Below are 23427 nucleotides of genomic sequence, written 5' to 3' on the forward strand. Positions count from 1 at the left end.
ACAACTGGGATATTTCCTGCTGAGCAGCGGTCCCACCATAGGAGGAAGGGGAGTCGTGTCCGCGTTAACACGTACGGTGAAAGATGAGCTAGCCACCGTTACGCCGGCCTCGCTTTCCGCCGCTCTGGCTGAACTCACCGCGATGTTCCGGTACGGCGGGGGATTGGCCGTGCGTTCGCGCACCCTCGAACTCGTGGCTGAGCTGGGCCACCGAGCAACCGCGCAACGCCTGTGGGAATTGGTGCGCCAGCTTTTCTCCGTGGAACCGGAACTTCTCTCGGTTTCCTCGCAGATGCGCCAGGGGCAACGTTTCCTGGTTCGTTCTTCGGAAAACACCGAACGCATTGCGGTGAAACTCGGCCTCCTGGACGCGCACGGGCGGCCGGTGCGGGGGCTACCTCCCTCGGTGGTTGGTGGATCAAAAGCCGATGCGGGAGCAGCCTGGCGCGGAGCTTTTCTCGCGCGAGGTACCCTCATGGAGCCCGGGCGCAATGCTTCCCTTGAGATTATTTGCCCGCGCCTGGAGGCGGCCTATGCTCTGGGTGGGCTGGCACGCCGCCTTGATATCCCCTACCGGGTACGTGAATCGCGCGGCGCCCACCGTATCGATATCCGCGGGGGAGAAGCTATCTCCGATATGCTCACCCGGATGGGCGCCAATGATGCCGTGCTGCGTTGGGAGGAATTACGCGTGGAACGGGAAGTACACGGCACGGTTAATCGTCTTGCTAATTTCGACGACGCAAATATGCGCCGCAGTGCCGATGCCGCTGTCATCGCGGTGATTCGGGTCAAGCGAGCTTTCGAAATTCTCGGCACGGATGTTCCGGAGAATTTGCGGGCAGCCGGCGAAGCCCGCATCGCCCACCCGGAAGATTCCCTCAACCTGCTCGGGGAGCAGCTCACGCCGCGCGCCACCAAAGATGCCGTGGCCGGCCGGTTGCGTCGCTTGAATTCTATGGCTGATAAGCGGGCCAAAGAGCTGGGCATTCCGGATACCATGGCCGCGGTGCGTGCAGCAGGGCACAGCGCAATGTCCTAACGCGCGTAGCGCGTTCGCCGTCGTCGAAAAAACTAACAATCAAAAATGGGACTAAGGGCGTGTTATGCCGCCGTCGAGTTTCGCTCTGTGCCAAAGTTCGCAAGGTGCTTCCCGCTGGCATTAGCCCAAGCCGAACGTGACCGGTAGAATAGCTAATGGTTCCGAGAGAAGTTCTCGGACGGACTTCTCAAAGACAAGAAGTCGAGTTGGAAACGCGCTAGCTGGCGCGTGAGGAGGATAAAGAGTGACTGTACGCGTTGCTATTAACGGCTTCGGCCGTATTGGTCGTGCCGCTGTCCGCGCAGCCCTCGCCGAGGGTGCGGATTTCGAGATCGTCGCGGTCAATGACCTGACCGATATCAAGACTCTCGCCCACCTGCTGAAGTATGACACCGCCGGCGGCCGCCTCCCCGTGGAGATTGAAGCAACCGAAGATGGATTCGTGCTCGACGGCAAGAAGATCAAGGTTCTTGCTGAAAAGGATCCGGCCAACCTCCCGTGGAAGGAACTCGAGGTTGACATTGTTCTCGAGTGCACCGGCCGCTTCCGTACCGGTGAAGCTTGCCAGGCTCATATCGAAGCCGGCGCCAAGAAGGTTCTTATTTCCGCCCCGGCGAAGGGCGAAGATGCCACCTTCGTTATCGGCGTGAACTCCGATCAGTACGATCCGGCCAAGCACAATATCATTTCCAACGCTTCCTGCACCACGAACTGCCTCGCCCCGGTGGCGAAGGTTCTCGTGGACAAGTTCGGTATCAAGAAGGGTCTGATGACCACGATCCACGCTTACACCGCGGATCAGAACCTGCAGGACGGCCCGCACAAGGATCTGCGTCGCGCCCGCGCGGCCGCGCAGAACATGGTCCCCACCACCACCGGTGCGGCCAAGGCCGTTGCTCTGGTTCTTCCCGAGCTCAAGGGCAAGCTTGATGGTTACGCCGTACGCGTTCCCACCATCACCGGCTCCCTCACGGACCTCACCTTCGAAGCTGAGAAGTCCGATGTCACCGTGGAAGAAATCAATGCCGCGATGAAGGAAGCCTCCGAAGGCGCTCTCAAGGGAACCCTCGCTTACACCGAGGATCCCATCGTCTCCTCGGACATCATCGGTGATCATCACCAGTCCATCTTCGATGCCGGCCTCACCAAGGTGATGGACGGCCAGGTCAAGATCGGCGCTTGGTACGACAACGAATACGGCTACGCTGCTTCCCTCGTGAAGCTTGCCAACCTCGTTGCGAGCAAGCTCTAAGATCAAGCGATGAGCTGATGTGAAGCCCGTGCGTGCGCTAGCGCGCACGGGCTTCCCTACGCGAAAGGAAAAATATGAGGACTATTGAATCGCTCGGTGACCTCACCGGCAAGAAGGTTTTTGTTCGTTCTGATTTCAACGTTCCGCTGGATGGGGATCGCATTACCGACGACGGCCGTATCCGCGCCGCGCTGCCCACCATCAAGCGTCTTCTCGATGCCAAGGCGAAGGTCATCGTTACCGCGCACCTGGGCCGGCCCAAGGGCGAACCGAAGCCGGAATTCTCCCTGGCTCCCGTTGCTAAGCGCCTCGGTGAACTCCTCGGCCGTGATGTTCCCCTCGCGGAAGATACCGTGGGTCCGGATGCTAAGGCTAAGATTGATGCCCTGAACGACGGCGATATTGTGCTGCTCCAGAACGTGCGCTACGACAAGCGTGAAGATTCCAAGGTCGATGCTGACCGTGAGGCTCTCGCAAAGGAATACGCTGCACTGGCCGATGTCTTCGTGTCCGACGGTTTCGGCGTTGTCCACCGCAAGCAGGCCTCGGTTTACGATATTGCAAAGCTGCTGCCTTCGGCTGCCGGCGAACTCGTTGCCAAGGAAATTAATTCGCTGTCCAAGGCCACCGCAAATCCGGAGCGTCCCTACACTGTGGTGCTCGGTGGCTCCAAGGTCTCCGATAAGATCGGCGTGATTGAGAACCTTCTGGATAAGGCAGATGTTCTCCTCATCGGTGGCGGTATGGCCTTTACCTTCCTGCGCGCCAAGGGCTATGAGATCGGCTCCTCGCTGTGCGAAGATGACCAGATCGACAAGGCCCGCGAGTACCTTGAAACCGCGTCCAATAAGGGCGTGGAGCTGCTCCTTCCGGTTGACGTTGTCGTCGCCGATAAGTTTGATAAGGATGCAGAATCCGAAATCGTTTCCGCTTCCGATATGCCCGCCAATGGCATGGGCCTGGACATCGGGCCGGAAACCGTATCTGAGTACGCGGAGAAGATCGCTTCCTCGAAGACGATCGTTTGGAATGGCCCCATGGGTGTCTTCGAGTTCCCGGCCTTTGCTGAGGGCACGAAGGGCGTTGCCCAGGCCATGCAGGATGCCGAAGGCTTCACCATCGTTGGTGGCGGTGACTCCGCGGCTGCCGTGCGCATCCTCGGTTTCGACGAAGAGAAGTTCAACCATATTTCCACCGGCGGTGGCGCTTCCCTCGAATTCCTCGAGGGTAAGACCCTGCCCGGTATCGCTGTTCTGGAGGATTAATGGCACGCACCCCCCTGATGGCGGGTAACTGGAAGATGAATATGGATCATCTTGAGGCTACCCACCTTGTGCAAAAAGTCGCGTGGACCCTGGATGATGCAGGTTTCACCTACGGTGATGTAGACGTGGCGGTTTTCGCCCCCTACACCGATCTGCGGTCTATCCAGACCCTGTGCGAATCGGATGAGCTGCGCATTGCCTACGGTGCTCAGGATGTGTCCGTGCATGACGAAGGCGCCTACACCGGCGAAATCTCCACCCCGATGCTTTCCAAGCTCGGGTGCAGCTACGTCATCGTGGGTCATTCGGAGCGGCGCGCCTACCACGGCGAAAGCAATGAACTCATCGGCCAGAAGGCACAGAAGGTTCTTGGCGCTGGCATGACGCCCATCGTCTGCTGCGGTGAGGCACTTGAGGTGCGTAAGGAAGGCCGGCACGTCGAGTACGTCGTCTCTCAGATTGATGAACTCTTCGCTGGTTTCCAGGCAGCAGATGTGGCCAAACTCGTTATTGCCTACGAACCCATCTGGGCTATTGGCACCGGTGAAGTGGCCACCCCGGAAGACGCCCAGGAAGTCTGCGGTGCCATCCGGGCTCGCATCGAGGAAACCTTCGGTGCGGAGGCAGCTGCCGCGGTTCGCATCCAGTACGGCGGATCGGTCAAGGCGGCTAACGTCCAGGAGATTATGGCCCAGCCTGATGTTGACGGTGCCCTCGTGGGTGGCGCCAGCCTCAAGGCGGAGGAATTCGCGAAGATCGTGATGTTCCGCGGCTAAAAAGGATAGCGGCTAGGAACGATCACCGAGGTGTACCGGCCTGGCCCTCGCGTGCGGGGTGGGATTCTTCCCACCCCGCACGTTTTATTTCCCGCTGGCCGGTGTCACCAGGTACACTAGCCAAGGACTCTATTACTCTCCGGGTGCACGAAGCACCCGAAAGGACTGGAAATGAAAGCTTTGCTCATTACCTGCGAAGTACTTATGCTCATCACCAGCATCTTCCTCACGCTCTCCATCTTGCTGCACAAAGGCAAGGGCGGCGGTATCTCCGATATGTTCGGTGGAGGTATTTCCACGTCCATGCGTTCCTCCGGGGTAGCCGAGCGCAACCTCAACCGTATCACCGTGGTGCTGGCCCTCATCTGGGGCATTTCCATTATTCTTATTGGTCTCATCGTCAAGGTCGGCATCTAAGCCCCGAGAGTTTTCACAAGGCGTTAATATAGCCCTTAAGCAGCGGGGCCGGTACGTAATATCTACGTACCGGCCCCGCTTCGCACGCTGCTTCTCGCGGCTGAGTGCATCACGTCGCGTACAACAGCGCTATCCGTCTACGGCTGCAGCAGGTTATACATCCACATCCGCGGGAGAATAATCCAGCAGAGGGAGTCCTTTAGTCAGAACCTCGCCGTAGGCGGTATCGGGATTGAGATCGCGCAAATCCTCGATGAGCATCGCTTCCAAGCTACGTACCGGCAAAGCAACCTCCTGGGGAGCCCGGCCCGGGCGGAGCATGATGCCATGATCATTGCCGGGGGTGCGATGCAGACTGAGGGCTGCGCCGTCGTCCAAGAACAGCTCCACGCCGGTAATCGGAGCGCCCTCCTGCGGCTCTATCTCCACCGGGACGTCGAGACGCAGCCGCAGCCACGCGGCAAGTAAGAAAAGCGAGGAGCGGTGGGGCCGCCCCCACACCTTCGCGCCGGTAATGACACGGGCTGGGAATTCATCAACCATGGAGGCGATGTAATTGCGCCACAGGGTAGTGCCCGCCCAACCCAGGTCAGTATCCCCCGGAACATAATTTGCGGAAAGGTGCTGAAGCGCCAGAGCCGGATGATCTGCGGTGCGGGTAGTCGTAATACGGCGCTGCGCGATGCGCCCAGCCGCGGTAGCCGCGGGGTTTTCCGGCATATTCTGAATCCACCACGTTACAACGGGAGTATCGGGGAGCAACAGCGGGGTGACCAACGTATCCACATTCTCCGCGGCACCCGCGTGCGCGCGCAAAATAACGATCTCGGACGCGCCGGCTTCCGATCCGGTACGAATTTCCGCATCGAGACGGGCGGTTTCTCCGGCTACCGGCAGTACCGCGATAATCCGCGAAGGATGGGCGCGAGAGGCTCCGGCCGCCGCTTCGAGAGCGTCGCGCACCCCTCCCTCGGTATGCGCGACGATAATGAGGGTGAGGACCCTCCCGAGGGCTCCTACCCCGGAAGTTCCGCGCAATTGATCAAGCTGCTGGCCCACCTGGGCAGACGTGGTATCGGCAATATGGTTAATCATGAAGCTTCCTCGGATCTTTTTCAGGCACGGGACGGGTGCGGGCTAGGGACGGCGCCAGGCATGGCCGTGGGCGGCGAGCATGGCATCGGCACCGGCCGGACCCCAGGATCCGGGCGCGTATGTTTCCAGAGATTCCGGGTGGGCGTCCCAATAATTTTCCACCTGGTCGATAATCCGCCAGGACTCTTCCACCTCCCGGGTTTGCGGGAAAAGCGGCGGATCGCCCAGCAGCACGTCAAGAATGAGACGTTCGTATGCCTCCGGGGTGTACTCGGTAAAAGCGTGCCCGTAGGCGAAGTCCATGGTGACATCGCGCAGCCGCATTTCCGAGCCGGGCACCTTGGAACCAAATTTAAAGGTGATGCCCTCATTGGGTTGTACCCGGATAACCAGGGTGTTTTGTCCAAGCCCGGCAACATCCGGGAAGGGGAGGAAAGGTGGGTTGCGGAACACCACCGCAATTTCCGAAACGCGCCGCCCGAGCCGTTTACCGGTCCGCAGGTAGAAAGGCACTCCGGACCAGCGCCGCGTCTCAATTCCCAGGGCGATCGCTCCGTAGGTATCGGTCACGGATTCCGCCGGGATACCGTTCTCTTCCCGGTAGCCGCGCACCCACTGGCCGCCCTGCCAGCCGCTCGAATACTGCGCCCGCACCGAAGCTTCTGCCGGGCTTCCGAACAGATGGGTGGCCTCGAGGACTTTCTCCTTTTCCGCGCGCAGGGCATCGGCATGGAAAGAAGTCGGCTCCTCCATCGCGGTGAGAGCAAGGAGCTGGAGCAGGTGGTTTTGGATAACGTCACGAGTTGCTCCGATACCGTCGTAATATCCGGCGCGCGAGCCAATCCCGATATCCTCAGCCATGGTGATTTGCACGTGGTCCACATGGGAAGAATTCCACAGCGGCTCATACAGTTCGTTGGCGAAACGCAGCGCGAGGATATTCTGCACGGTCTCTTTACCGAGATAGTGGTCGATGCGGAAAACCGAATCATGGGGGAATACTCCGCTTACCGAAGCATTGAGCTCACGCGCGGAGGCCATATCGTGCCCGAAAGGCTTCTCGATGACCACCCGGCGCCAGCTGCCCGGCGCCCCGCGATTAAGCCCCGCGGTGGCGAGTCCCTGGGTCACCACCGGGAAAAGACTGGGTGGGATGGAGAGGTAGAAGGCGAAATTTCCGCCGGTCCCGCGACTGGCATCCACATCGGCCATGGTCGCCCCGAGAGCGCGGTACAGCTCCGGATCATTGTACTGGCCCTCAACCATCCGCAAACCGCCAAGAATCTGGGCCAGGGTGGTAGCGATAACCGGGGTTTGGGCGCCTTTGCGGATAGCTGCTTCAACACTTCGAGCCGCGTCCACGGGACGGCGCGCCACTCCGATAATGGAGAACGACGGCGGCAACAGCCCCCGATTCGCGAGGTCGTAGAGGGCGGGAAGAATTTTGCGGTTCGCCAAGTCACCGGTGATGCCAAAAAGAACGATGCCGCAGGGGCCGGCCACGCGCTGGAGGCGGCGGTCAGCGACAGCCCGGAGTGGATTACCTGAGGTAGGAGCAACCATAAAATTCCTGTCGTGAAAAAGAAGGCGAGAATATGCGCCTGTCTTATGGTAGACGTTTGAGCGACAAAGCGGCACCGCGGTGTCCACGAGTGACAAGCCACCAGCGATGAAAGTTAATCAAGGTCGCGGGGCCGATGCAAGGGCCCCGCGACCTTGATGATATGACGCTACCGGTGCCGAACGACTACGGTTCCTGCTGGCTTGACGCCAGCTAGGACCGCTAATTGCCCGCTAGGCGCGCGCCGCTTCGATGGATTCGAGGGCGGCGGAGACCACGTGCTCAGCGGTCATCCCATATTCTTTCATGAGTTCACCACCGGGCCCGGATTCCCCGTAGGTATTGATACCCACACTGCGCCCGGCGTCCCCGACGTAGCCAGCCCATCCGAAGGTGGCGCCAGCTTCCACGGAGACCCGTGCCTTGACGTTGGGGAGAATCACCGCATCACGGTAGGCCCGATCCTGAGCTTCGAACCATTCCAGGCAGGGCAGCGAGATAACACGCGCACCCACACCCTGCTCCGCGAGGATCTTCTGGGCGGCTACTGCCAGCTGCACTTCCGAACCGGTAGCCAGCAGTTGCACGTCAACGGTCCCGGTGGGGGAGTCCGCCAGCACGTAGCCGCCCTTGAGGACGCCTTCGGTGGAGGTCCCTTCCAGAATCGGCACGCCCTGCCGGGTGAGGATGAGGCCGGTAGGCCCGCCGTCGACCTTCTCCAATGCCCCGCGCCACGCGGCAGCGGTTTCATTCGCATCGGCCGGACGCACAATATTGAGGCGCGGGATGGCTCGGTAGGCCCACAGGTGTTCGATGGGCTGATGGGTGGGGCCGTCTTCGCCTACGCCCACCGAATCATGCGTCCACACAAAGATCGAGGGGATATTCATAATGGCCGCCAGGCGCGCTGCACCGCGCATGTAGTCGGAGAACACAAAGAAAGTGCCGCCGTAGGCGCGGGTGAGTCCATCCAGGGTAATTCCGTTAATGATCGCGCCCATGGCGAATTCACGGATACCGAAGTGGAGGGTACGCCCGTAAATATCACCGGAGAACATCTGCGAGGAACGATGCGCGGGCAGGAAGGACGGTTCGCCCTTCATCGTGGTGTTATTCGAGCCGGCCAGATCAGCCGAACCGCCCCACAATTCGGGGAGCACCGGGGCGAGAGCATTGAGCACCGCTCCGGAAGCCGCGCGAGTGGCGATACCCTTGGGATCCGGCTCCCAGCTCGGCAGCTTCTTTTCCCAGCCCTCCGGGAACTTCTTGGCCCGGATGCGATCATAGAGCGCGGCTTCTTCCGGATGGGAGGCACGCCAGGCTTCGAAACGAGCATCCCAATCTTTGCGGGCCGCGGCCGCCCGCGCTGCCGCATTCTTACGGGTGTGGGCGAGCACCTCATCGTCCAGCGGGAAATCAATATCCGGGTCGAAGCCCAGGATTTCCTTAGTGGCACGAATTTCTTCCACCCCCAGGGCCGAACCGTGCGAGGCGCCGGTATTCTGCTTGGTGGGCGCCGGCCAGGCAATAATGGTGGAGAGCTTAATAATAGAGGGCTTATCGGTAACCTGCTGAGCGGCCAGAATCGCATCGTAGAGCGCCTGGACATCCTCCTGGTAGGAACCATCCTCCTTAATCCAATTCACGTGCTGGGTGTGCCAGCCGTAGGCTTCGTAACGCGCCAGCACATCCTCACTGAAAGCAATGGAGGTATTGTCCTCAATGGAAATGCGGTTGTCATCATAAATGAGAATAAGATTCCCGAGCTCCTGGGTGCCAGCCAGTGAGCAGGCCTCACTGGTCACGCCTTCCTGGAGGCAACCATCACCGGCAATCACGTAGACAAAATGATCAAACACAGATTCACCGAGCGGGGTATCGCGGTCAAAAAGCCCGTGGGCACGCCGGGAAGCCATCGCAAATCCCACCGCGGAGGCCAGGCCCTGGCCCAGCGGACCGGTGGTCATCTCCACGCCGTTGGTATAGCCGTATTCAGGGTGGCCGGGAGTCTTCGAGTGGAGAGTACGCAAGGCCTTAATATCATCAAGTTCCAGACCGTAACCGGCCAGCAGGAGCTGATTGTATTGCGTGAGGGAGGAATGCCCGGCCGAGAGAATAAAACGGTCACGGCCCACCCACGCAGAATCTGCCGGATCGTGGTTCATGACCCGCTGGTAGAGCAGATAGGCCGCCGGAGCCAGGGACATAGCCGTTCCGGGATGCCCATTGCCAGTTTTTTGTACCGCATCGGCGGCCAGCAACCGGGTTGTGTCCACGGCCCGCTGATCGAGCTGCGACCATTCGAGCTTCGCCATTGAATTCTCCTAACATAAGGTTGTGGTTACATGAGATGTGCCACGCACTAGTCTACTGGTCACGCGGGTTTCGCGCGCCCGGGGTGCACCTCCGTTCGCGCCCGGCGCGAGACCCTGAGCGCCTAACTATCGCGTCACTACGCGCGGCTACCGCGCACCCGCGAAGGAGAATAGATGGCTGAACCCGGCACCCCGCCCTTGCAGCGCGCTGTTACGCAGTTCCTCGCCCATATCAGTGTCGAACGTGCCTTATCGCGCAATACCGTGGCTGCGTATCGGCGCGATTTGCGTAAATATCTTGCGCACCTCGATTCCCGCGGGGTCACCAGCCCCGCTGAGGTACGCGAGGAGGACGTCGCCTCCTTTTCCGAAACGCTCACGGGAATGGCCCCGGCTTCTATTGCGCGGGCCGTGACCGCGGTGCGGGCTTTTCATGCGTTTTTATACGACGACGGCGCTTGCCCGGCCAATCCGGCTAGCCGGGTGCGCCCCCCGAAACTCCCCGCGCGCCTGCCCGAAGCCCTGACAATTGCCGAGGTCACCGCCATGATCGAGGCAGCTGGGGCCACTCCACCACCCCTGGGCCTACGCGACCGTGCCCTCCTGGAGGTTCTCTACGGAACTGGAGCGCGGATCTCCGAAGCACTCGGGCTTACCGCCGATGATATCGATACGGATACCACCACGATTCGGCTCTTCGGTAAGGGCCGCAAAGAACGCGTCGTGCCGCTGGGGCGCTACGCCCTGGAAGCACTGGATGCCTACACGACCCGGGCCCGCCCGGAGCTTGCCGCCCGCGGGGAGGGAGTGACCAAGCTCTTCCTCAATACCCGCGGGCGGGTACTTTCCCGCCAGAGCGCCTGGCTCATTATTCGCCAGGCATCCGAGCGCGCCGGTATTACCGCGCATGTCTCTCCGCATTCGCTGCGGCATTCTTTTGCCACCCACCTTCTCCAGGGCGGTGCGGATGTGCGGGTGGTTCAGGAGCTGCTCGGGCATTCCTCGGTGACCACCACCCAGATTTATACCCAGGTTTCCCCCGACGTGCTCAAAGAGGTGTATGCCACCTCGCACCCGCGGGCGCTGCGCAGCGAGTAGGAAGCGGGGTAGGCGCGGCGGCGTCGTTCTACGCTCTTCGCCAGAAATGGCACCGCAAATCCTCCGAGTTTAGGTACCCTAGAGATGTGACCGAACAGAACGCGCTTTTTGAAACTGAAAACGTGGATTTTCCCGAACCGGAGCCCTTGAAAGAACACGGCCCGGCGCGCATTATTGCGATGTCTAACCAAAAAGGTGGCGTGGGGAAAACAACAACGTCGATTAACCTCGCCGCGGCGCTGGCCGGGTATGGCCGGCGCGTTCTCATTGTGGATTTTGATCCGCAGGGCGCCGCCTCTGCCGGTCTTGGTATTAATGCCCGCGCGCTGGATCGCACCATTTATAACGAACTTATTGCCGCGAAACCGGATGTGCGGGGAATCATTCAGCATTCGAAAGTGGAGGGCCTAGATGTGGTCCCGGCCAATATTGACCTTTCCGCTGCCGAAATTGTGCTCATTAATGAAGTGGCACGCGAACAGGCTCTCAGCCGGGTGCTGCGCCCGGTTCTCGATGACTATGACGTCATCATTATTGACTGCCAGCCCTCCCTGGGTCTCCTCACTGTCAATGCGCTCACTGCCGCACACGGAGTTATTATCCCGTTAGAGGCGGAATATTTTGCCATGCGCGGGGTAGCACTACTAACCGAACAGATCGGCCGGGTGCAAGATCGCCTTAATCCCCGGCTCACCATTGACGGAGTCCTCCTCACCATGGTGGATATGCGTACCCTCCACTCGCGCGATGTGATGAGATCCGTGCACGAAGGATTCGGGGATAAGGTCTACCACACCTATATTGCCCGTACCGTGAAGTTCCCCGATGCCTCGGTAGCCGGAGAACCTATCACCCAATACGCGCCCTCGCACCCGGGTGCGGTAGCTTATCGGAAGTTGGCGCGCGAAGTGATTGCCCGCGGTCAGAGTGCCTAAGCGGGAGTGGGCGTGACCACCCTTTTTGATGTCTCCTCCGATTTTGACGTTGATCTCGACGTGTATTCGGGGCCATTTTCGGTACTACTCTCCATGATTTCCAAGAAAAACTTGGATATTACCGAGGTGGCCTTGGCGGAAGTGACGGATGAGTTCATCGCCTGGATTCGGTCTCGGCCGGAGGTAGATCTATCTACCACCTCAGAATTTTTGGTCGTGGCCGCCACCCTCCTCGATATGAAACTAGCGCGCTTGCTGCCGCGCCACGAAAGCGAAGAAGAAGATTGGGAGCTCCTTGAACAGCGTGATCTTCTCTTCGCCAAGCTGCTCCAGTACCGAGCTTTCAAAGAAGTAGCTCGGGATTTCGGGGCACGCCTGGAGGAAACCGGGCGGCGGGTGGGCCGTGATGTTCCCCTCGAGGAAATGTACGCGAAAGCGCTTCCGGAGGTGCGCCTCCCGCTCGGGGTCATGGATCTGGCCCTGCTGGCTGCCCGTGCTTTCACCCGTGATACTTCCGAGCCGCTGGTTCGCCTGGAGCATTTGCACTCCCCGGTTGTTCCGGTTGCCAGTCAAATTTCCTACCTAGAAGAACGTTTTCGAGGTGGCGAGTCTTTCACTTTTGCGCAGCTCTGCTCCGACGCTAGATCGGTGCAGGTAGTCGTGGCCCGTTTCTTGGCGGTCTTGGAATTGTTACGTCGGGGCGCGATAGCCGCCGAACAGGATGAGCCTTTGGGTGCACTGGTGCTGCGCCCCACGCCGGCTGATGATCGCGGGGCGGCCGGTGCGGGCGACGTCGCCGCGGAATACGGCGAGGTGTCGCCAACCAGCGCGCTGAGCAGCGACTAGACTGGGCATCAGGGCGAGCACTGTGCGCGTGCCGCTCCGAATCCGGAAGCTTAAAGGAGAATCTGTGGCTGATCTTTGCCCCGCCACCGCACTCGAGGCGGTGCTTTTTGTGGCGGCCACCCCGGTTCCCCTCGCCATCCTGGCCGAAGCGGTGGGCTTGAGCGAAGCGGAAACCCGCACCGAGCTGGAGAACCTGGCCCGGGAGTACCGTAGTGGGCGCCCGCGCGGATTCGAATTGCGCGAAGCGGGAGGGGGGTGGCGTTTCTACACCAATCCGTTAGTATCGGACGTTGTTCTTGCCCACGTGACCCGCGGACAATCGGGTAAACTATCCACGCCGGCTTTGGAAACGCTGGCGGTGATCGCTTATCGGCAGCCTGTTACCCGTGCCCAGATCGCGGCAATTCGCGGTGTGAACGTTGATGGAGTTGTTCGTACGCTCGCCACTCGCGGCCTCATTGAAGAAGCGGGCACTACACCGTCCACCGGTGCAGTGCTGTATGTGACCACCCCGTATTTCCTCGAAGCCATGGGTATGAATTCCCTGGATGACCTGCCTCCGCTGGCGCCCTATCTACCCGAAGCAACCGACCTTGATGATGTGGAAAGAGAAATAAGATGAGAGAACGCTTGCAAAAGATCCTGGCCCACGCGGGGGTGGGTTCCCGGCGCGCTTGCGAAGCGCTCATTGCCGAGGGGCGGGTGGCTGTGAACGGCGCCGTCGTGACCGAAATGGGAACGCGTGCGGATGCCGAACGTGACACCATCCACGTGGATGGTATGCCAATCGCCGTGAAACCCGATCTCCTGACCGTCGCGCTTTACAAGCCGCCGGGGGTTGTTTCTACCATGGATGATGATATGGGCCGCCCGAGCCTCGCCCAGTACGTGGAGAAATACGAGCAACGGCTCTACCACGTCGGGCGCCTGGACGAAGATACCGAGGGCCTGATTCTGCTCTCGAACGATGGCGAACTTACCCATCGGCTCACCCACCCCTCGTACGAGGTCCCCAAAACCTACGTGGCGCGGGTGGAAGGCCAGGTGACGCGTGGCCTCGCGCGAGTGTTGGAAAAGGGCATCACCCTGGAGGACGGACCCATCCGGGTGGATAAATTCGTACTGCGGGAATCGCAGCCGCGCAATTCCATCGTGGAACTCACGTTGCATTCGGGCCGCAATCGGATTGTGCGTCGCATTATGGAAGAAGTGGGACACCCCGTTATGGAACTGGTGCGCACCCGTTTCGCCACTATTGATGCCGGGAGGTTGCGCCCCGGTAAAAGCAGGGTTATCGCAGGAAGTGAGCTCTCGGCCCTCATGCATTCGGTAGGGATGTGATGCGCGCCGGTCCGGTCCTTATTATCGGTTCGGGGTTGCTGGGCGCTTCCCTCGGACTGCGGCTACGGCTGCGCGATATCCCGGTGTATCTGGAGGATGCTTCTCCGCTCGCGGCGGCCCTCGCCCGTGATCTGGGGGCGGGGGAGGAGCCTCCGGAAGATGCCTGGGTGCCGAGCCTCGTGGTAGTTGCGGTTCCCCCGGATGTGACGGCGCAGGTGGTGAGCACGGCCCTGGATCGTTTCCCCACCGCGCTTGTCACCGATGTTGCCTCCGTTAAGGGCGTGGTGGCGGATCGCCTTGCCGCGCATCCCGAACGAGCCCGCTACGTGGGTTGCCATCCCATGGCCGGTCGGGAACGTTCGGGGGCGATCGCCGCGGATGCCGATCTTTTTGAGGGCCGTCCGTGGGTGATCTGCCCGCGCCCGGAGACCCGCGAAGAAGATATTGTGCACTTGCGCACCCTGGCTTTGGATTGCGGGGCCATGCCGATTCTTGTGGAGGCAAACGCGCATGATCGCGCCGTTGCCCTTGTCAGTCACGTTCCGCAATTGGTGTCGTCCCTGCTGGCGGGCACGTTGAACGACGCCGCAGCTACCGAGCTGAGCCTCGCCGGCCAAGGTTTACGCGATATGACTCGGTTGGCCCATTCGGATCCGCAGCTATGGACCGCGATTATCGCCTGTAATTGCGCGGCGGTTGCTCCCGTTCTTCGCGATGTTGCCGAGCGCACCGCCACCCTGGCCAGCACACTCGAAGAAGCCGCGGGTGCGGCGCGGGCACCCGGGCTGGCCCGGGCGGTTGCCGCGGTGGTCGCTGCAGGTGGGCGCGGGGTGGCGCGTATTCCCGGCAAACATGGGGGAGCTCCCCAGCGCTACACCGAAGTAACCGTCCTGGTTCCGGACCGCCCGGGTGAATTGGGCCGCCTCTTCACCGAGGTAGGGGAAATCGGCGTGAATATTGAAGATTTTTCTCTTGAACATTCCGTGTCCCAAAAAGTAGGGCGGGCACGGTTATCTGTAGCTCCGGCCGCTGCCCGGGATCTCACCGGGGCTCTCGCCGCGCGCCAGTGGCAAGCTTTTATTGAAGGAGGAGAGCATGAGTGAGATGGGCACATTGGGCATCCCACGCCCCGAAGCTGCGGGCTATCCCATTGCTATTGACGGACCCTCCGGCTCGGGTAAATCCACCGTGTCCCGCCAGGTTGCCCGGGAACTTGGGCTGCGCTACTTGGATACCGGGGCAATGTACCGCGCCGCGGCCTGGGCCGCGCAGCGTGCCGGCGTGGAGCTCACTGATGGGCCGGCCGTGACCGCCGTGGTGCGGACAATGAAACTTGAGATGCCCCTCGATCCTGATGAACAGGTGATTAGCTGCGAAGGTGAAGATATAACCGCCGCTATTCGCGCTCCGGAGCTTTCCCGGGTAGTTTCCCAGGTGGCCGTCAATCTTGAGGTACGAGCCGAACTCATTGCCCGGCAGCGGGCCATTATTGCAGCGCACCCGGACATTGTGGTGGAGGGGCGCGATATCACCAGCGTCGTCGCCCCCGATGCGCCCACAAAAATTCTTCTCACCGCATCGGAAGAAACACGTTTGGCGCGGCGGGCCCGGGAGGTACGCGGAAGCGTAGCGCCCGCTGCCCTAGCAGCTACCCGCGCGGAAGTGAGCGAGCGGGATGCGAAGGACTCGACGGTCGCTTCTTTCCTGGAAGATCGCGACGGAGTCGTTACAATTGATTCTTCTCAGATGAGTATTGCGGACGTGGTGGCCGCGGTGCGAGCGCTGGCACAGGGCTCTCGAAAGGAACAGGAATGACTGAGGAATACCGTGATATGAGCACGGAGGGGACCGCCCCGGACGATGCCGAACGCGTACTCCGGGCCGGTCTGGACGCCTACGATCTGGACGAAGCCGATCTGGCGCTCCTGGCCGGTGAGGAACCCCAGGAGCAGGCGGCTGCCCGCGCGCTACCCGTGGTGGCGGTTATTGGGCGCCCGAATGTGGGCAAGTCCTCCCTGGTGAATCGCATTGTTGGTAAGCGGGTGGCCGTGGTGCAGGACGTTCCGGGCGTGACCCGTGACCGGGTATCTTACGAAGCCGAGTGGGCGGATCGCCGCTTCCTCCTCATGGATACCGGCGGTTGGGAACGTGATGTTGCCGGTCTGGATCGCGATGTTGCCCTGCAGGCCGAAATTGCTATTGACCAGGCCGATGCCGTTATTTTCGTCGTGGATGCCGCCGTGGGTATGACGGATACCGATGAGGCTCTGGTGCGGGTACTGCGCCGCTCGCGCAAGCCCGTGATTGTTGCGGCCAATAAAGTAGATTCGCCCCAGCAGGAACCGGATGCGGCGTATCTGTGGTCTTTAGGGCTGGGGGAGCCGTACCCGGTATCCGCCCTGCACGGGCGTGGCTCGGGGGATCTTCTCGACGTGGTCATCGGTGCGCTTCCTGCGGAACGCGAGGTACCGGCACGTCCCGTTCACCGCGGCCCGCGCCGGGTCGCGATTGTGGGGCGCCCGAATGTGGGCAAGTCCTCACTGCTCAACCAATTAGCTGGGGAAACGCGCGCCGTGGTGAGTGATATTGCCGGAACCACTCGCGATCCTGTTGACGAAGTCATTGAGCTAGACGGTACCCCGTGGACTTTTGTTGATACCGCTGGAATTCGCCGACGGGTTCACCAAACTCGCGGGGCGGATTATTACGCGAATCTGCGCACCCAGCGCGCGCTGGCGGAAGCGGAGCTGGCCCTGGCTCTTATCGATGCCTCCGAGCCGCTGACCGAACAGGATATTCGGGTGATCCAGCAGGTGATTGACGCTGGGCGCGCCCTGGTCATCGTCTGCAATAAATGGGACGAAGTGGATGACGAACGTCGCTTCGAACTTGACCGCGAATTCGAGCGGGAGCTGGTTCAGATCCAGTGGGCCGCGCGCGTCAATCTTTCGGCAAAAACCGGATGGCATACCAATCGGCTCTCCAACGCCATGACCACTGCGCTGCGATCCTGGGACCAGCGTATTCCCACTGGCAAACTCAATGCTTTCCTCAGCGAATTGGCGGCCGCGCACCCGCATCCGGTGCGTGGAGGCAAGCAGCCGCGTATCCTCTACGGCACCCAGGCTTCCACCCGTCCGCCGCGTTTCGTGCTTTTTGCCACCGGCTTCATCGAAGCAGGCTACCGGCGTTTCTTGGAAAATCGCTTGCGGGCCACTTTCGGCTTCGAAGGCTCCCCGCTTCAGATTTCGGTTCGGGTGCGCGAACGGCGCAAGAAGTAGCGGAGATGGGGTACGACGGCGCAGCTAGTGGCGTCGTCGTACTTCCACCACCGGCAGGGATCGCGGCAGGAAAGCTCCCATCGCTGCCCCCGGCGTTCCGGCTAGCGCGCCGAGCGCGGCAGTAGAACCTCCGGAACGCTCACGCCGGTGGAACCGGCGATAGCGCTGATTTCTTCCGCGATGCCGTAAGCCACCGCTTCACGTGTTGCCGCACCCAGGCGTTCGGCGGGCGCGGTGACGGATACCGCTACCCGCTCGCCGTTTTTCAAATCCACGGGAACCGCCACGCAAGCAATCCCCGCTTCGTTTTCTTCCACTTCCATACCCCAGCCGTAGCGGTGCACATGCTCGATACATTCTTCGATAGCGGCGCGGGTAGGGGGAGTATCGGTGGGGACACTCAGGTACCAGTCAATTTCCGCGCCCGTCACGTTATTCGCGCCCAGGAGGGCACGCCCGAGCGCGGTGGTGACGGCCGGCGCATTACGCCCGATATAAGAAACCACTCGAATGGGCCGGTCTGGCTCCACCTTATCCAGGTAGGTGACAACTTGACCGGATAGCTTGCCCAGGTGCACCAACTCGTTAAAGCGGTGGCAAATAGCAACCAGGGCCGGGTGGAGTTGGTCCACCACGAATTGGGTGCGCGTAGTGTAGCGAATGATCGGATCGACGCCGTCCCCGAGGAAGTAGTAACCGTTGTCGGGATCCTGGTTCACCCAATCCCGGTAGCGCAGCGAACGCAGAGTGTGGTGAACCGTGGCCTTATTGGACTCTACCGCGGCTGCGATATCGGAGAGGGGAGCACCTTCCGGTCCGCGGCGTGCTAAAAACTCGACAACGAGCAATGCACGATCAATGGAGGAGAGCGGAGCGCGCTCCTCAGGAGAAGTACCGGACACCTCAAGCTCCTTTACTCAACGAGGGTATAACTGCAGGCCGGGAAAATTATACCGCGGGATTTCAATATGTGAAACATGGAAATGAGGATATCAGGCAGTCAGTGTTGAATAAGAAAAGGCCCGGAATCCGAATACTTCACACGTCGCTCAGGGGTGCCGTCCGGAATGAAAATGAGGTACAATCATTTCATACGTACGAACGGGCGTTTCACGTAAAGAAACATACGGGTGCGGGGGTGCCCGGCCAGTTCGTCGTCTTATAAAGGAATACTGGGTGGTGACATCGGGAGCGGTGTTCACTCACCGGGTGACCTTACGGCAGGAACGCGGCGCATGCCCGCGATCCTGCGGGGCGGCCGCCGGTGGATCGCACGTGGAGCTGTCCCGATCCAACTATCAAAGGTGATGTATATGAAACTCAATCTCAGCTCGCTTTCCCACGCGAGTGATTACGAAGCAGCCGGTATTCAAGTTCCGGCTTTTGATGTGGCCGCCACGCAGGAGCGCGCGCGCACCAACCCGCGCTGGTTGCATATCGGCCCGGGTAATATTTTCCGGATTTTCTTGGCTCGCATTGCGGATGACATGCTGGCAGACGGCAAGTACTGGCCGATTACCGGTGTGGTTCCCATGGATCCCGCTGAAATGGAAAAGCAGCTCGAAGCTTTTGATCTGCTGACCCTGGGCGTTATTCTTTCCGGGGACAAGCGCGATACCCGCGTTATCGCCGGCCTGGCTGATGGCCTGGCCACCCGCCGCGACGGCGATTTTGACCGGCTCGTCTCTATTTTTACCAAGCCGGAGATGACCACGGTAACTCTTACCATTACCGAAAAAGGCTATGTCATTCAGGATTCCCAGGGTGAGCTCTCCGAAGCTACCCGCGCGGATATCGCTTCGGATCCGTACGCTAACCATGAAAACACCATGGCACTGCTGGCCGGGCTCCTCGCGCATCGCTACCAGGCGGGCGGAGCGCCCATTAACTTCATCTCTGCGGATAACTTCTCCCACAACGGCGATAAGCTGCGCGATTCGATATTGCAAATTGCCCGCGGGTGGGTGGAGCGCGGCGCACTCAGCCAGGAATTCCTGGACTGGGTCAGTGATGACACCAAGGTTGCTTTCCCGATTTCCGTGATCGATAAGATCACCCCACGGCCCTCGGAAGAAGTTTCGGAATACCTGACCGGTCTTGGCTTTACCGACATGGGTATTGACCACCTCGGGCGCACCCCGATTGCCGGGTTTGTCAACGCCGAACCCACCGAATACCTCATTATCGAAGATAAGTTCGCGGCCGAACGCCCGCCTTTTGAGGACTACGGCGTGTACATCACCGATCGTGAAACCTGCGATAAGTTCGAGCGGATGAAGGTCACCACCTGCCTCAATCCGCTCCACACCGCACTGGCAGTGTCCGGTACGGTTATGCGCTTCCCGACCATTGATTCGGAAATGCGCGATCCCGATTTGGCGAAGATGGTCAATATCCTCGCCTATGATGAAGCGATGCCGGTAGTAACCGATCCGGGGATCATCGATCCGAAGGACTTCGTGCGCGAAGTCCTCGAAGAGCGTTTCCCCAATAGCGCGCTGCCGGACAATCCGGCCCGTATCGCCATGGATACCTCGCAGAAGATTCCGATCCGTTTCGGTGTCACGCTGCAGGAGTATCAGCGCCGCGGTCTGGATATGGACAAGTTGCGCGTGATCCCGCTCGTATTCGCGGTGTGGGCACGGTACCTGCTCGGTATCGCGGACGATGGCGAAGAATTTACGCCGTCATCCGATCCGCTGCTGGAAGAACTCCAGGGGCACCTCAAGGGAATTAAGCTCGGTGAAAGCGTTGACGCTCACGCCGTGCTCAAGCCCATTCTGTCCAATGCCAATATCTTCGGCCTTGACCTGTATACCACTCCGCTGGCGGAAAAGGTCGAAGCCCTGTTTACCAAGCTCATTGCCGGTCCCGGCGCTGTGCGTGCCACTATTCACGAGGAGATCAACTAATGAAAATGACATTCCGCTGGTACGGCGAAGGTCACGACCCGATTCCGCTGCAGTACATTAAGCAGATTCCGGGCGTGTCCGGAATTATGGGAACCCTGTCCTACAAGGCGGCGGGGGAGAACTGGGAAAAGGACGAAATCAAGGTCCTCATCGACCAGGTCCACGAAGCCGGGCTTGAATGCGAGATCATCGAATCCGTCAACGTCCACGAGGACATCAAGCTCGGGCTTCCGAGCCGTGACGAGTACATCAAGAACTACTGCACCACGCTGGAAAACCTCGCGGAATTCGGCGTCAAGGTGGTTGTGTACAACTTCATGCCGGTCTTTGACTGGCTGCGCACCGAGCTCGCTCACGTGAACGAGGATGGCTCCACCTGCCTGTACTACGATCACTCCGAAATCGAAGGCATGACCCCGCAGGATATCGTCAATAAGACGGCCGAAGAGTCCGGCGGCCTCACCCTGCCCGGGTGGGAACCCGAACGCTTGGCCAAGTTGGATGAAGTCATGGCGCTTTACCAGAATATGACGGTGGAGAAACTGCGCGAAAACTGGAAGTACTTCCTGGACGGCATCATCCCCACCTGTGAAAAGGTCGGCATTAAGATGGCCTGCCATCCGGATGATCCGGCCTGGGATCTCTTCGGTATTCCGCGTGCCTACAAGAGCCTGGATGACATCAAGGAAATCCTGGCTCTCAATGATTCCCCGATGCACTCCCTGTGCGTGTGCATCGGCTCGCTCGGCTCCAACCCGTCCAATAACGTTGCTGAGATCCTGCGCTACGTGGGCGAACGCGGCCGTATCGCCGCTTCCCACCTGCGTAACGTCAAGTACCTCGGGGAGAAGACGTTCAAGGAAGCAGCCCACTGGTCCGCGGACGGCGACCTCGATATGCAGGCCGCGGTGGAAGCCATTTACGATACCTGCCCCGATATTTACGTGCGTCCCGATCACGGCCGCATGATTTGGGGCGAAGAAGGCCGCCCCGGCTACCCGCTGTATGACCGGGCACTGGGCACCCAGTACCTCCTCGGGCTGTGGGACGGCATCGACAAGATGAAGAAGGCGGCAAAGTAGTGTCTCAGCAACTTCCAGACGTTCGTCCGTTCCTGGAAACCCACCCCATTGTTCCCGTTGTGGTGATCGATGATGCCGCGCAGGCACCCGAGGCGGCCCGCGCGCTCGTCGCCGGCGGTATCCATTGCGCCGAAGTGACGTTCCGTACCGCTGCCGGTGGGGAAGCCATTAAGGCCATGCGCGATATCGAGGGAATGACGGTGGGGGCTGGAACGGTGCTCACCCGGGCCCAGGCGGAAACCGCCGCGGACCTGGGCGCGAAGTTCTTCGTGTCCCCGGGCTGGAGCGCCGGTGTTGCCGATGTGGCCGCCGAACGCCAGATTCCCTACCTTCCGGGTGTGCAGACCGCTACGGAAATCATGATGGCCCTGGAGTACGGTGCCACCGCGGTGAAGTTCTTCCCCGGTGGGGAAGCGGGCGGGTTGCCCATGGTCAAGGCCCTGCGCGGTCCCTTCCCGAATACCTACTTCGTACCCTCGGGCGGGGTGAAGCTCGCGAATATGGCCGAATGGCTGTCCGATCCGGCGATCCTGTCCGTTTCGGGTTCGTGGATGATCAAGCGCGACCTGATTTCCTCTGGGAACTTTGCGGAGATCACCCGTCTGTCCCAAGAAGCATCCGATCTAGCTAAGGAGATTCGCAAGTGAGCGACGCCCTGACGATTAAATCCGCCGAGGAAACCACCTACGATATTGTCTCCCTGGGTGAAGTCATGCTTCGCCTGGATCCGGGTGCCGGGCGTATCCGCACCACGCGTCAGTTTGCTGCCTCCGAAGGTGGCGGCGAATACAACGTGGCCCGCGGCCTGCGGCGCGCCTTCCAGAAGCGCGGTGCGATCCTCACTTCCCTGGTACGTAACGAAGTGGGCTTGCTGCTCGAGGATCTGATCCTCACCGGCGGTCTGGATACCCGTTTTATTCATTGGGTCGACGACGACGGCATCGGCCAGTCGGCTCGTAACGGTCTCAATTTCACCGAACGCGGTTTCGGGGTGCGCGGAGCGGTCGGCTGTTCCGACCGGGCCCACACTGCGATTTCGCAGCTCACCCCGGAGGATATCGATCTCGATTACCTCTTTGGCGAGCTCGGGGTGCGCTGGCTGCACACCGGCGGGATTTACGCGGCCCTCTCGGAGCAAGCTTCGGAAACGGCGCTGGCGGTTATTAAGAAGGCCAAGGAATACGGCACCATCGTGTCCTATGACCTCAACTACCGTCCCTCGCTGTGGAATCTGCACGGTGGAAAGGCCCGCGCGCAGGAAGTGAATAAGTCCCTGGCACCCTTCGTGGATGTCATGATCGGTAACGAAGAGGACTTCACCGCCTGCCTCGGTCTGGAAATCGAAGGCGCAAATGAAAACCTCGATAATCTCCAGGTGGAATCCTTCCACAAGATGATTGAGAAGGCAGCAGAAACCTTCCCGAACTTCAAGGCCATCGGTACCACGATGCGCCAGGTCCGTTCGGCAACCATCAACGACTGGGGTGCAGTGGCATGGAAGCGTGACCAGGGCTTCGTGCAGGCCACCCAGCGTGATGGCCTAGAGATATTCGACCGCGTGGGTGGGGGAGACTCCTTCGCCTCCGGGCTTATCTTCGGGCTCATGGAATACGGTGATGTCCAGAAGGCAGTGGAACTCGGGGCCGCCCACGGCGCCCTCGCCATGACCACGCCGGGTGATACCACCATGGCTACCCGTGCCGAGGTAGAGAACCTCGCCCGCGGTGGCTCGGCGCGCGTCAAGCGCTAAGGCCGTATAAGCTGCACAGGTGCAGCGTACGCCACGCGCTAAAGCCGCATAACCGCGGCGTGCGTCACGCGCCTATCGCGCGGCTTGCCTTCGAGTGAGCTAGCTCAGGGCGCACACCGCACACAACGCAATGAGTGGGGAGCAGATCCGGGCATCCGGATCTGCTCCCCACTGCATTCACGGAGCCGCATGAACCGAACCTGGAAACGAAGTGGTCCGGCCCGGAACTACCGTGAACCGTGCCCGCAAACAAAGTGTGCGGGAGAGCACCGTGTCGGGGCGATTTCGCGTTCCCTACGCGCGCTTGGCGGGGACCACGGTTCGACATGCGCACTTTGAGGAGGAGAGAGCCCAGGCCGCCTAACAGAATGTACGTGGGTGACAGTTTTTGCGCGATTTAATGTCCGTGGCGTACACTCTGTGCCCCTAACAGTCCAAAATGCACGTTTTGCAGCCTTG

General features: G+C 60.5%; 21 protein-coding genes. 17 read left to right on the forward strand and 4 right to left on the reverse strand.

The annotated features are described in order from the left end of the window. Positions 1–55: 55 nt before the first annotated feature. The 5 genes from whiA (at position 56) to secG (ending at position 4752) form a co-directional block, all read left to right on the forward strand. On the forward strand, positions 56–1042 hold the full coding sequence (whiA, locus tag AC5RK6_RS07150; protein ID WP_284883402.1) for a DNA-binding protein WhiA: 987 nt from the start codon (positions 56–58) through the stop codon (positions 1040–1042). Between the two features lie 244 nt (positions 1043–1286). After that, complete coding sequence (gene gap, locus AC5RK6_RS07155) at positions 1287–2294, forward strand: type I glyceraldehyde-3-phosphate dehydrogenase (RefSeq protein WP_284890189.1); 1008 nt, start codon at positions 1287–1289, stop codon at positions 2292–2294. A gap of 74 nt (positions 2295–2368) precedes the next feature. Beyond that, positions 2369–3559, forward strand: coding sequence for a phosphoglycerate kinase (locus tag AC5RK6_RS07160; protein WP_320757167.1), 1191 nt, complete (start codon positions 2369–2371; stop codon positions 3557–3559). Next, positions 3559–4335: a triose-phosphate isomerase gene (gene tpiA, locus AC5RK6_RS07165; RefSeq protein ID WP_320757166.1), complete on the forward strand. Its 777-nt coding sequence runs from the start codon at positions 3559–3561 to the stop codon at positions 4333–4335. Before AC5RK6_RS07160 ends, tpiA begins: the two co-directional genes overlap by 1 nt. A 171-nt stretch (positions 4336–4506) precedes the next feature. Next, entirely contained in the window at positions 4507–4752 is a 246-nt protein-coding gene (gene secG / locus AC5RK6_RS07170) for a preprotein translocase subunit SecG (RefSeq protein ID WP_016442760.1), read from the forward strand. Between the two features lie 153 nt (positions 4753–4905). On the opposite strand, the gene AC5RK6_RS07175 is transcribed toward secG, so the two are convergent. The 3 genes from AC5RK6_RS07175 to tkt form a co-directional block, all read right to left on the reverse strand. Next, a complete protein-coding gene (locus tag AC5RK6_RS07175) occupies positions 4906–5847 on the reverse strand; it encodes a glucose-6-phosphate dehydrogenase assembly protein OpcA (RefSeq protein ID WP_320757165.1) in 942 nt (313 codons plus the stop codon). Positions 5848–5889: 42 nt separating this feature from the next. Then, a complete protein-coding gene (zwf, locus tag AC5RK6_RS07180; protein ID WP_320757164.1) occupies positions 5890–7410 on the reverse strand; it encodes a glucose-6-phosphate dehydrogenase in 1521 nt (506 codons plus the stop codon). A 231-nt stretch (positions 7411–7641) separates the two neighbouring features. Then, positions 7642–9723 (reverse strand): transketolase, encoded by a 2082-nt coding sequence (tkt, locus tag AC5RK6_RS07185; RefSeq protein WP_320757163.1) that lies wholly within the window; start codon positions 9721–9723, stop codon positions 7642–7644. A 174-nt stretch (positions 9724–9897) separates the two neighbouring features. Here tkt and xerD point away from each other — a divergent pair, with 174 nt between their 5' ends. The 8 genes from xerD to der all read left to right on the forward strand — a co-directional run bounded on the left by xerD (position 9898) and on the right by der (position 17224). Next, on the forward strand, positions 9898–10821 hold the full coding sequence (xerD, locus tag AC5RK6_RS07190; protein ID WP_320757162.1) for a site-specific tyrosine recombinase XerD: 924 nt from the start codon (positions 9898–9900) through the stop codon (positions 10819–10821). An 86-nt stretch (positions 10822–10907) separates the two neighbouring features. Beyond that, positions 10908–11756 carry a ParA family protein gene (locus AC5RK6_RS07195; RefSeq protein ID WP_016442765.1) on the forward strand — a complete coding sequence of 283 codons (849 nt, stop codon included), beginning with the start codon at positions 10908–10910 and terminating at the stop codon, positions 11754–11756. 12 nt (positions 11757–11768) lie between these two features. Then, positions 11769–12602, forward strand: a complete 834-nt coding sequence (locus tag AC5RK6_RS07200) for a segregation and condensation protein A (RefSeq protein ID WP_320757161.1) — start codon at positions 11769–11771, stop codon at positions 12600–12602. Positions 12603–12666: 64 nt separating this feature from the next. Then, positions 12667–13224, forward strand: a complete 558-nt coding sequence (gene scpB / locus AC5RK6_RS07205) for an SMC-Scp complex subunit ScpB (protein WP_320757160.1) — start codon at positions 12667–12669, stop codon at positions 13222–13224. Continuing rightward, on the forward strand, positions 13221–13943 hold the full coding sequence (locus AC5RK6_RS07210; RefSeq protein ID WP_016442768.1) for a pseudouridine synthase: 723 nt from the start codon (positions 13221–13223) through the stop codon (positions 13941–13943). The genes scpB and AC5RK6_RS07210 overlap by 4 nt, the downstream gene beginning before the upstream one ends. After that, a complete protein-coding gene (locus AC5RK6_RS07215) occupies positions 13943–15046 on the forward strand; it encodes a prephenate dehydrogenase (protein ID WP_320757159.1) in 1104 nt (367 codons plus the stop codon). The genes AC5RK6_RS07210 and AC5RK6_RS07215 overlap by 1 nt, the downstream gene beginning before the upstream one ends. Next, positions 15039–15758 (forward strand): (d)CMP kinase, encoded by a 720-nt coding sequence (gene cmk, locus AC5RK6_RS07220; RefSeq protein WP_320757158.1) that lies wholly within the window; start codon positions 15039–15041, stop codon positions 15756–15758. The genes AC5RK6_RS07215 and cmk overlap by 8 nt, the downstream gene beginning before the upstream one ends. Then, the gene (gene der, locus AC5RK6_RS07225) at positions 15755–17224 is read left to right on the forward strand and encodes a ribosome biogenesis GTPase Der (protein ID WP_320757157.1); all 1470 of its coding nucleotides are present in this window, start codon (positions 15755–15757) and stop codon (positions 17222–17224) included. Before cmk ends, der begins: the two co-directional genes overlap by 4 nt. Positions 17225–17325: 101 nt before the next feature. Here der and AC5RK6_RS07230 read toward each other — a convergent pair whose 3' ends face one another. Continuing rightward, complete coding sequence (locus AC5RK6_RS07230; protein ID WP_016442772.1) at positions 17326–18126, reverse strand: IclR family transcriptional regulator; 801 nt, start codon at positions 18124–18126, stop codon at positions 17326–17328. Between the two features lie 411 nt (positions 18127–18537). Here AC5RK6_RS07230 and AC5RK6_RS07235 point away from each other — a divergent pair, with 411 nt between their 5' ends. Genes AC5RK6_RS07235 through AC5RK6_RS07250 form a run of 4 tightly spaced genes read left to right on the forward strand, consistent with a single transcriptional unit; the run spans position 18538 to position 22968 of the window. Next, positions 18538–20136, forward strand: a complete 1599-nt coding sequence (locus AC5RK6_RS07235; RefSeq protein ID WP_039898995.1) for a mannitol dehydrogenase family protein — start codon at positions 18538–18540, stop codon at positions 20134–20136. Next, complete coding sequence (uxuA, locus tag AC5RK6_RS07240; protein WP_016442774.1) at positions 20136–21218, forward strand: mannonate dehydratase; 1083 nt, start codon at positions 20136–20138, stop codon at positions 21216–21218. Before AC5RK6_RS07235 ends, uxuA begins: the two co-directional genes overlap by 1 nt. After that, entirely contained in the window at positions 21218–21865 is a 648-nt protein-coding gene (locus AC5RK6_RS07245) for a bifunctional 4-hydroxy-2-oxoglutarate aldolase/2-dehydro-3-deoxy-phosphogluconate aldolase (RefSeq protein WP_016442775.1), read from the forward strand. Before uxuA ends, AC5RK6_RS07245 begins: the two co-directional genes overlap by 1 nt. After that, positions 21862–22968, forward strand: coding sequence for a sugar kinase (locus AC5RK6_RS07250; RefSeq protein ID WP_320757156.1), 1107 nt, complete (start codon positions 21862–21864; stop codon positions 22966–22968). The genes AC5RK6_RS07245 and AC5RK6_RS07250 overlap by 4 nt, the downstream gene beginning before the upstream one ends. Positions 22969–23427: the final 459 nt, after the last annotated feature.

Source organism: Actinotignum sp. usb-actsch-213 (genome assembly GCF_059085665.1).

Coding starts and splice junctions, on each gene's coding strand:
- AC5RK6_RS07160 (WP_320757167.1), top strand. CDS start 2,369: ATGAGGACTATTGAATCGCTCGGTGACCTCACCGGCAAGAAGGTTTTT.
- tpiA (WP_320757166.1), top strand. CDS start 3,559: ATGGCACGCACCCCCCTGATGGCGGGTAACTGGAAGATGAATATGGAT.
- secG (WP_016442760.1), top strand. CDS start 4,507: ATGAAAGCTTTGCTCATTACCTGCGAAGTACTTATGCTCATCACCAGC.
- AC5RK6_RS07175 (WP_320757165.1), bottom strand. CDS start 5,847: ATGATTAACCATATTGCCGATACCACGTCTGCCCAGGTGGGCCAGCAG.
- zwf (WP_320757164.1), bottom strand. CDS start 7,410: ATGGTTGCTCCTACCTCAGGTAATCCACTCCGGGCTGTCGCTGACCGC.
- tkt (WP_320757163.1), bottom strand. CDS start 9,723: ATGGCGAAGCTCGAATGGTCGCAGCTCGATCAGCGGGCCGTGGACACA.
- xerD (WP_320757162.1), top strand. CDS start 9,898: ATGGCTGAACCCGGCACCCCGCCCTTGCAGCGCGCTGTTACGCAGTTC.
- AC5RK6_RS07210 (WP_016442768.1), top strand. CDS start 13,221: ATGAGAGAACGCTTGCAAAAGATCCTGGCCCACGCGGGGGTGGGTTCC.
- AC5RK6_RS07215 (WP_320757159.1), top strand. CDS start 13,943: ATGCGCGCCGGTCCGGTCCTTATTATCGGTTCGGGGTTGCTGGGCGCT.
- cmk (WP_320757158.1), top strand. CDS start 15,039: ATGAGTGAGATGGGCACATTGGGCATCCCACGCCCCGAAGCTGCGGGC.
- der (WP_320757157.1), top strand. CDS start 15,755: ATGACTGAGGAATACCGTGATATGAGCACGGAGGGGACCGCCCCGGAC.
- AC5RK6_RS07235 (WP_039898995.1), top strand. CDS start 18,538: ATGAAACTCAATCTCAGCTCGCTTTCCCACGCGAGTGATTACGAAGCA.
- uxuA (WP_016442774.1), top strand. CDS start 20,136: ATGAAAATGACATTCCGCTGGTACGGCGAAGGTCACGACCCGATTCCG.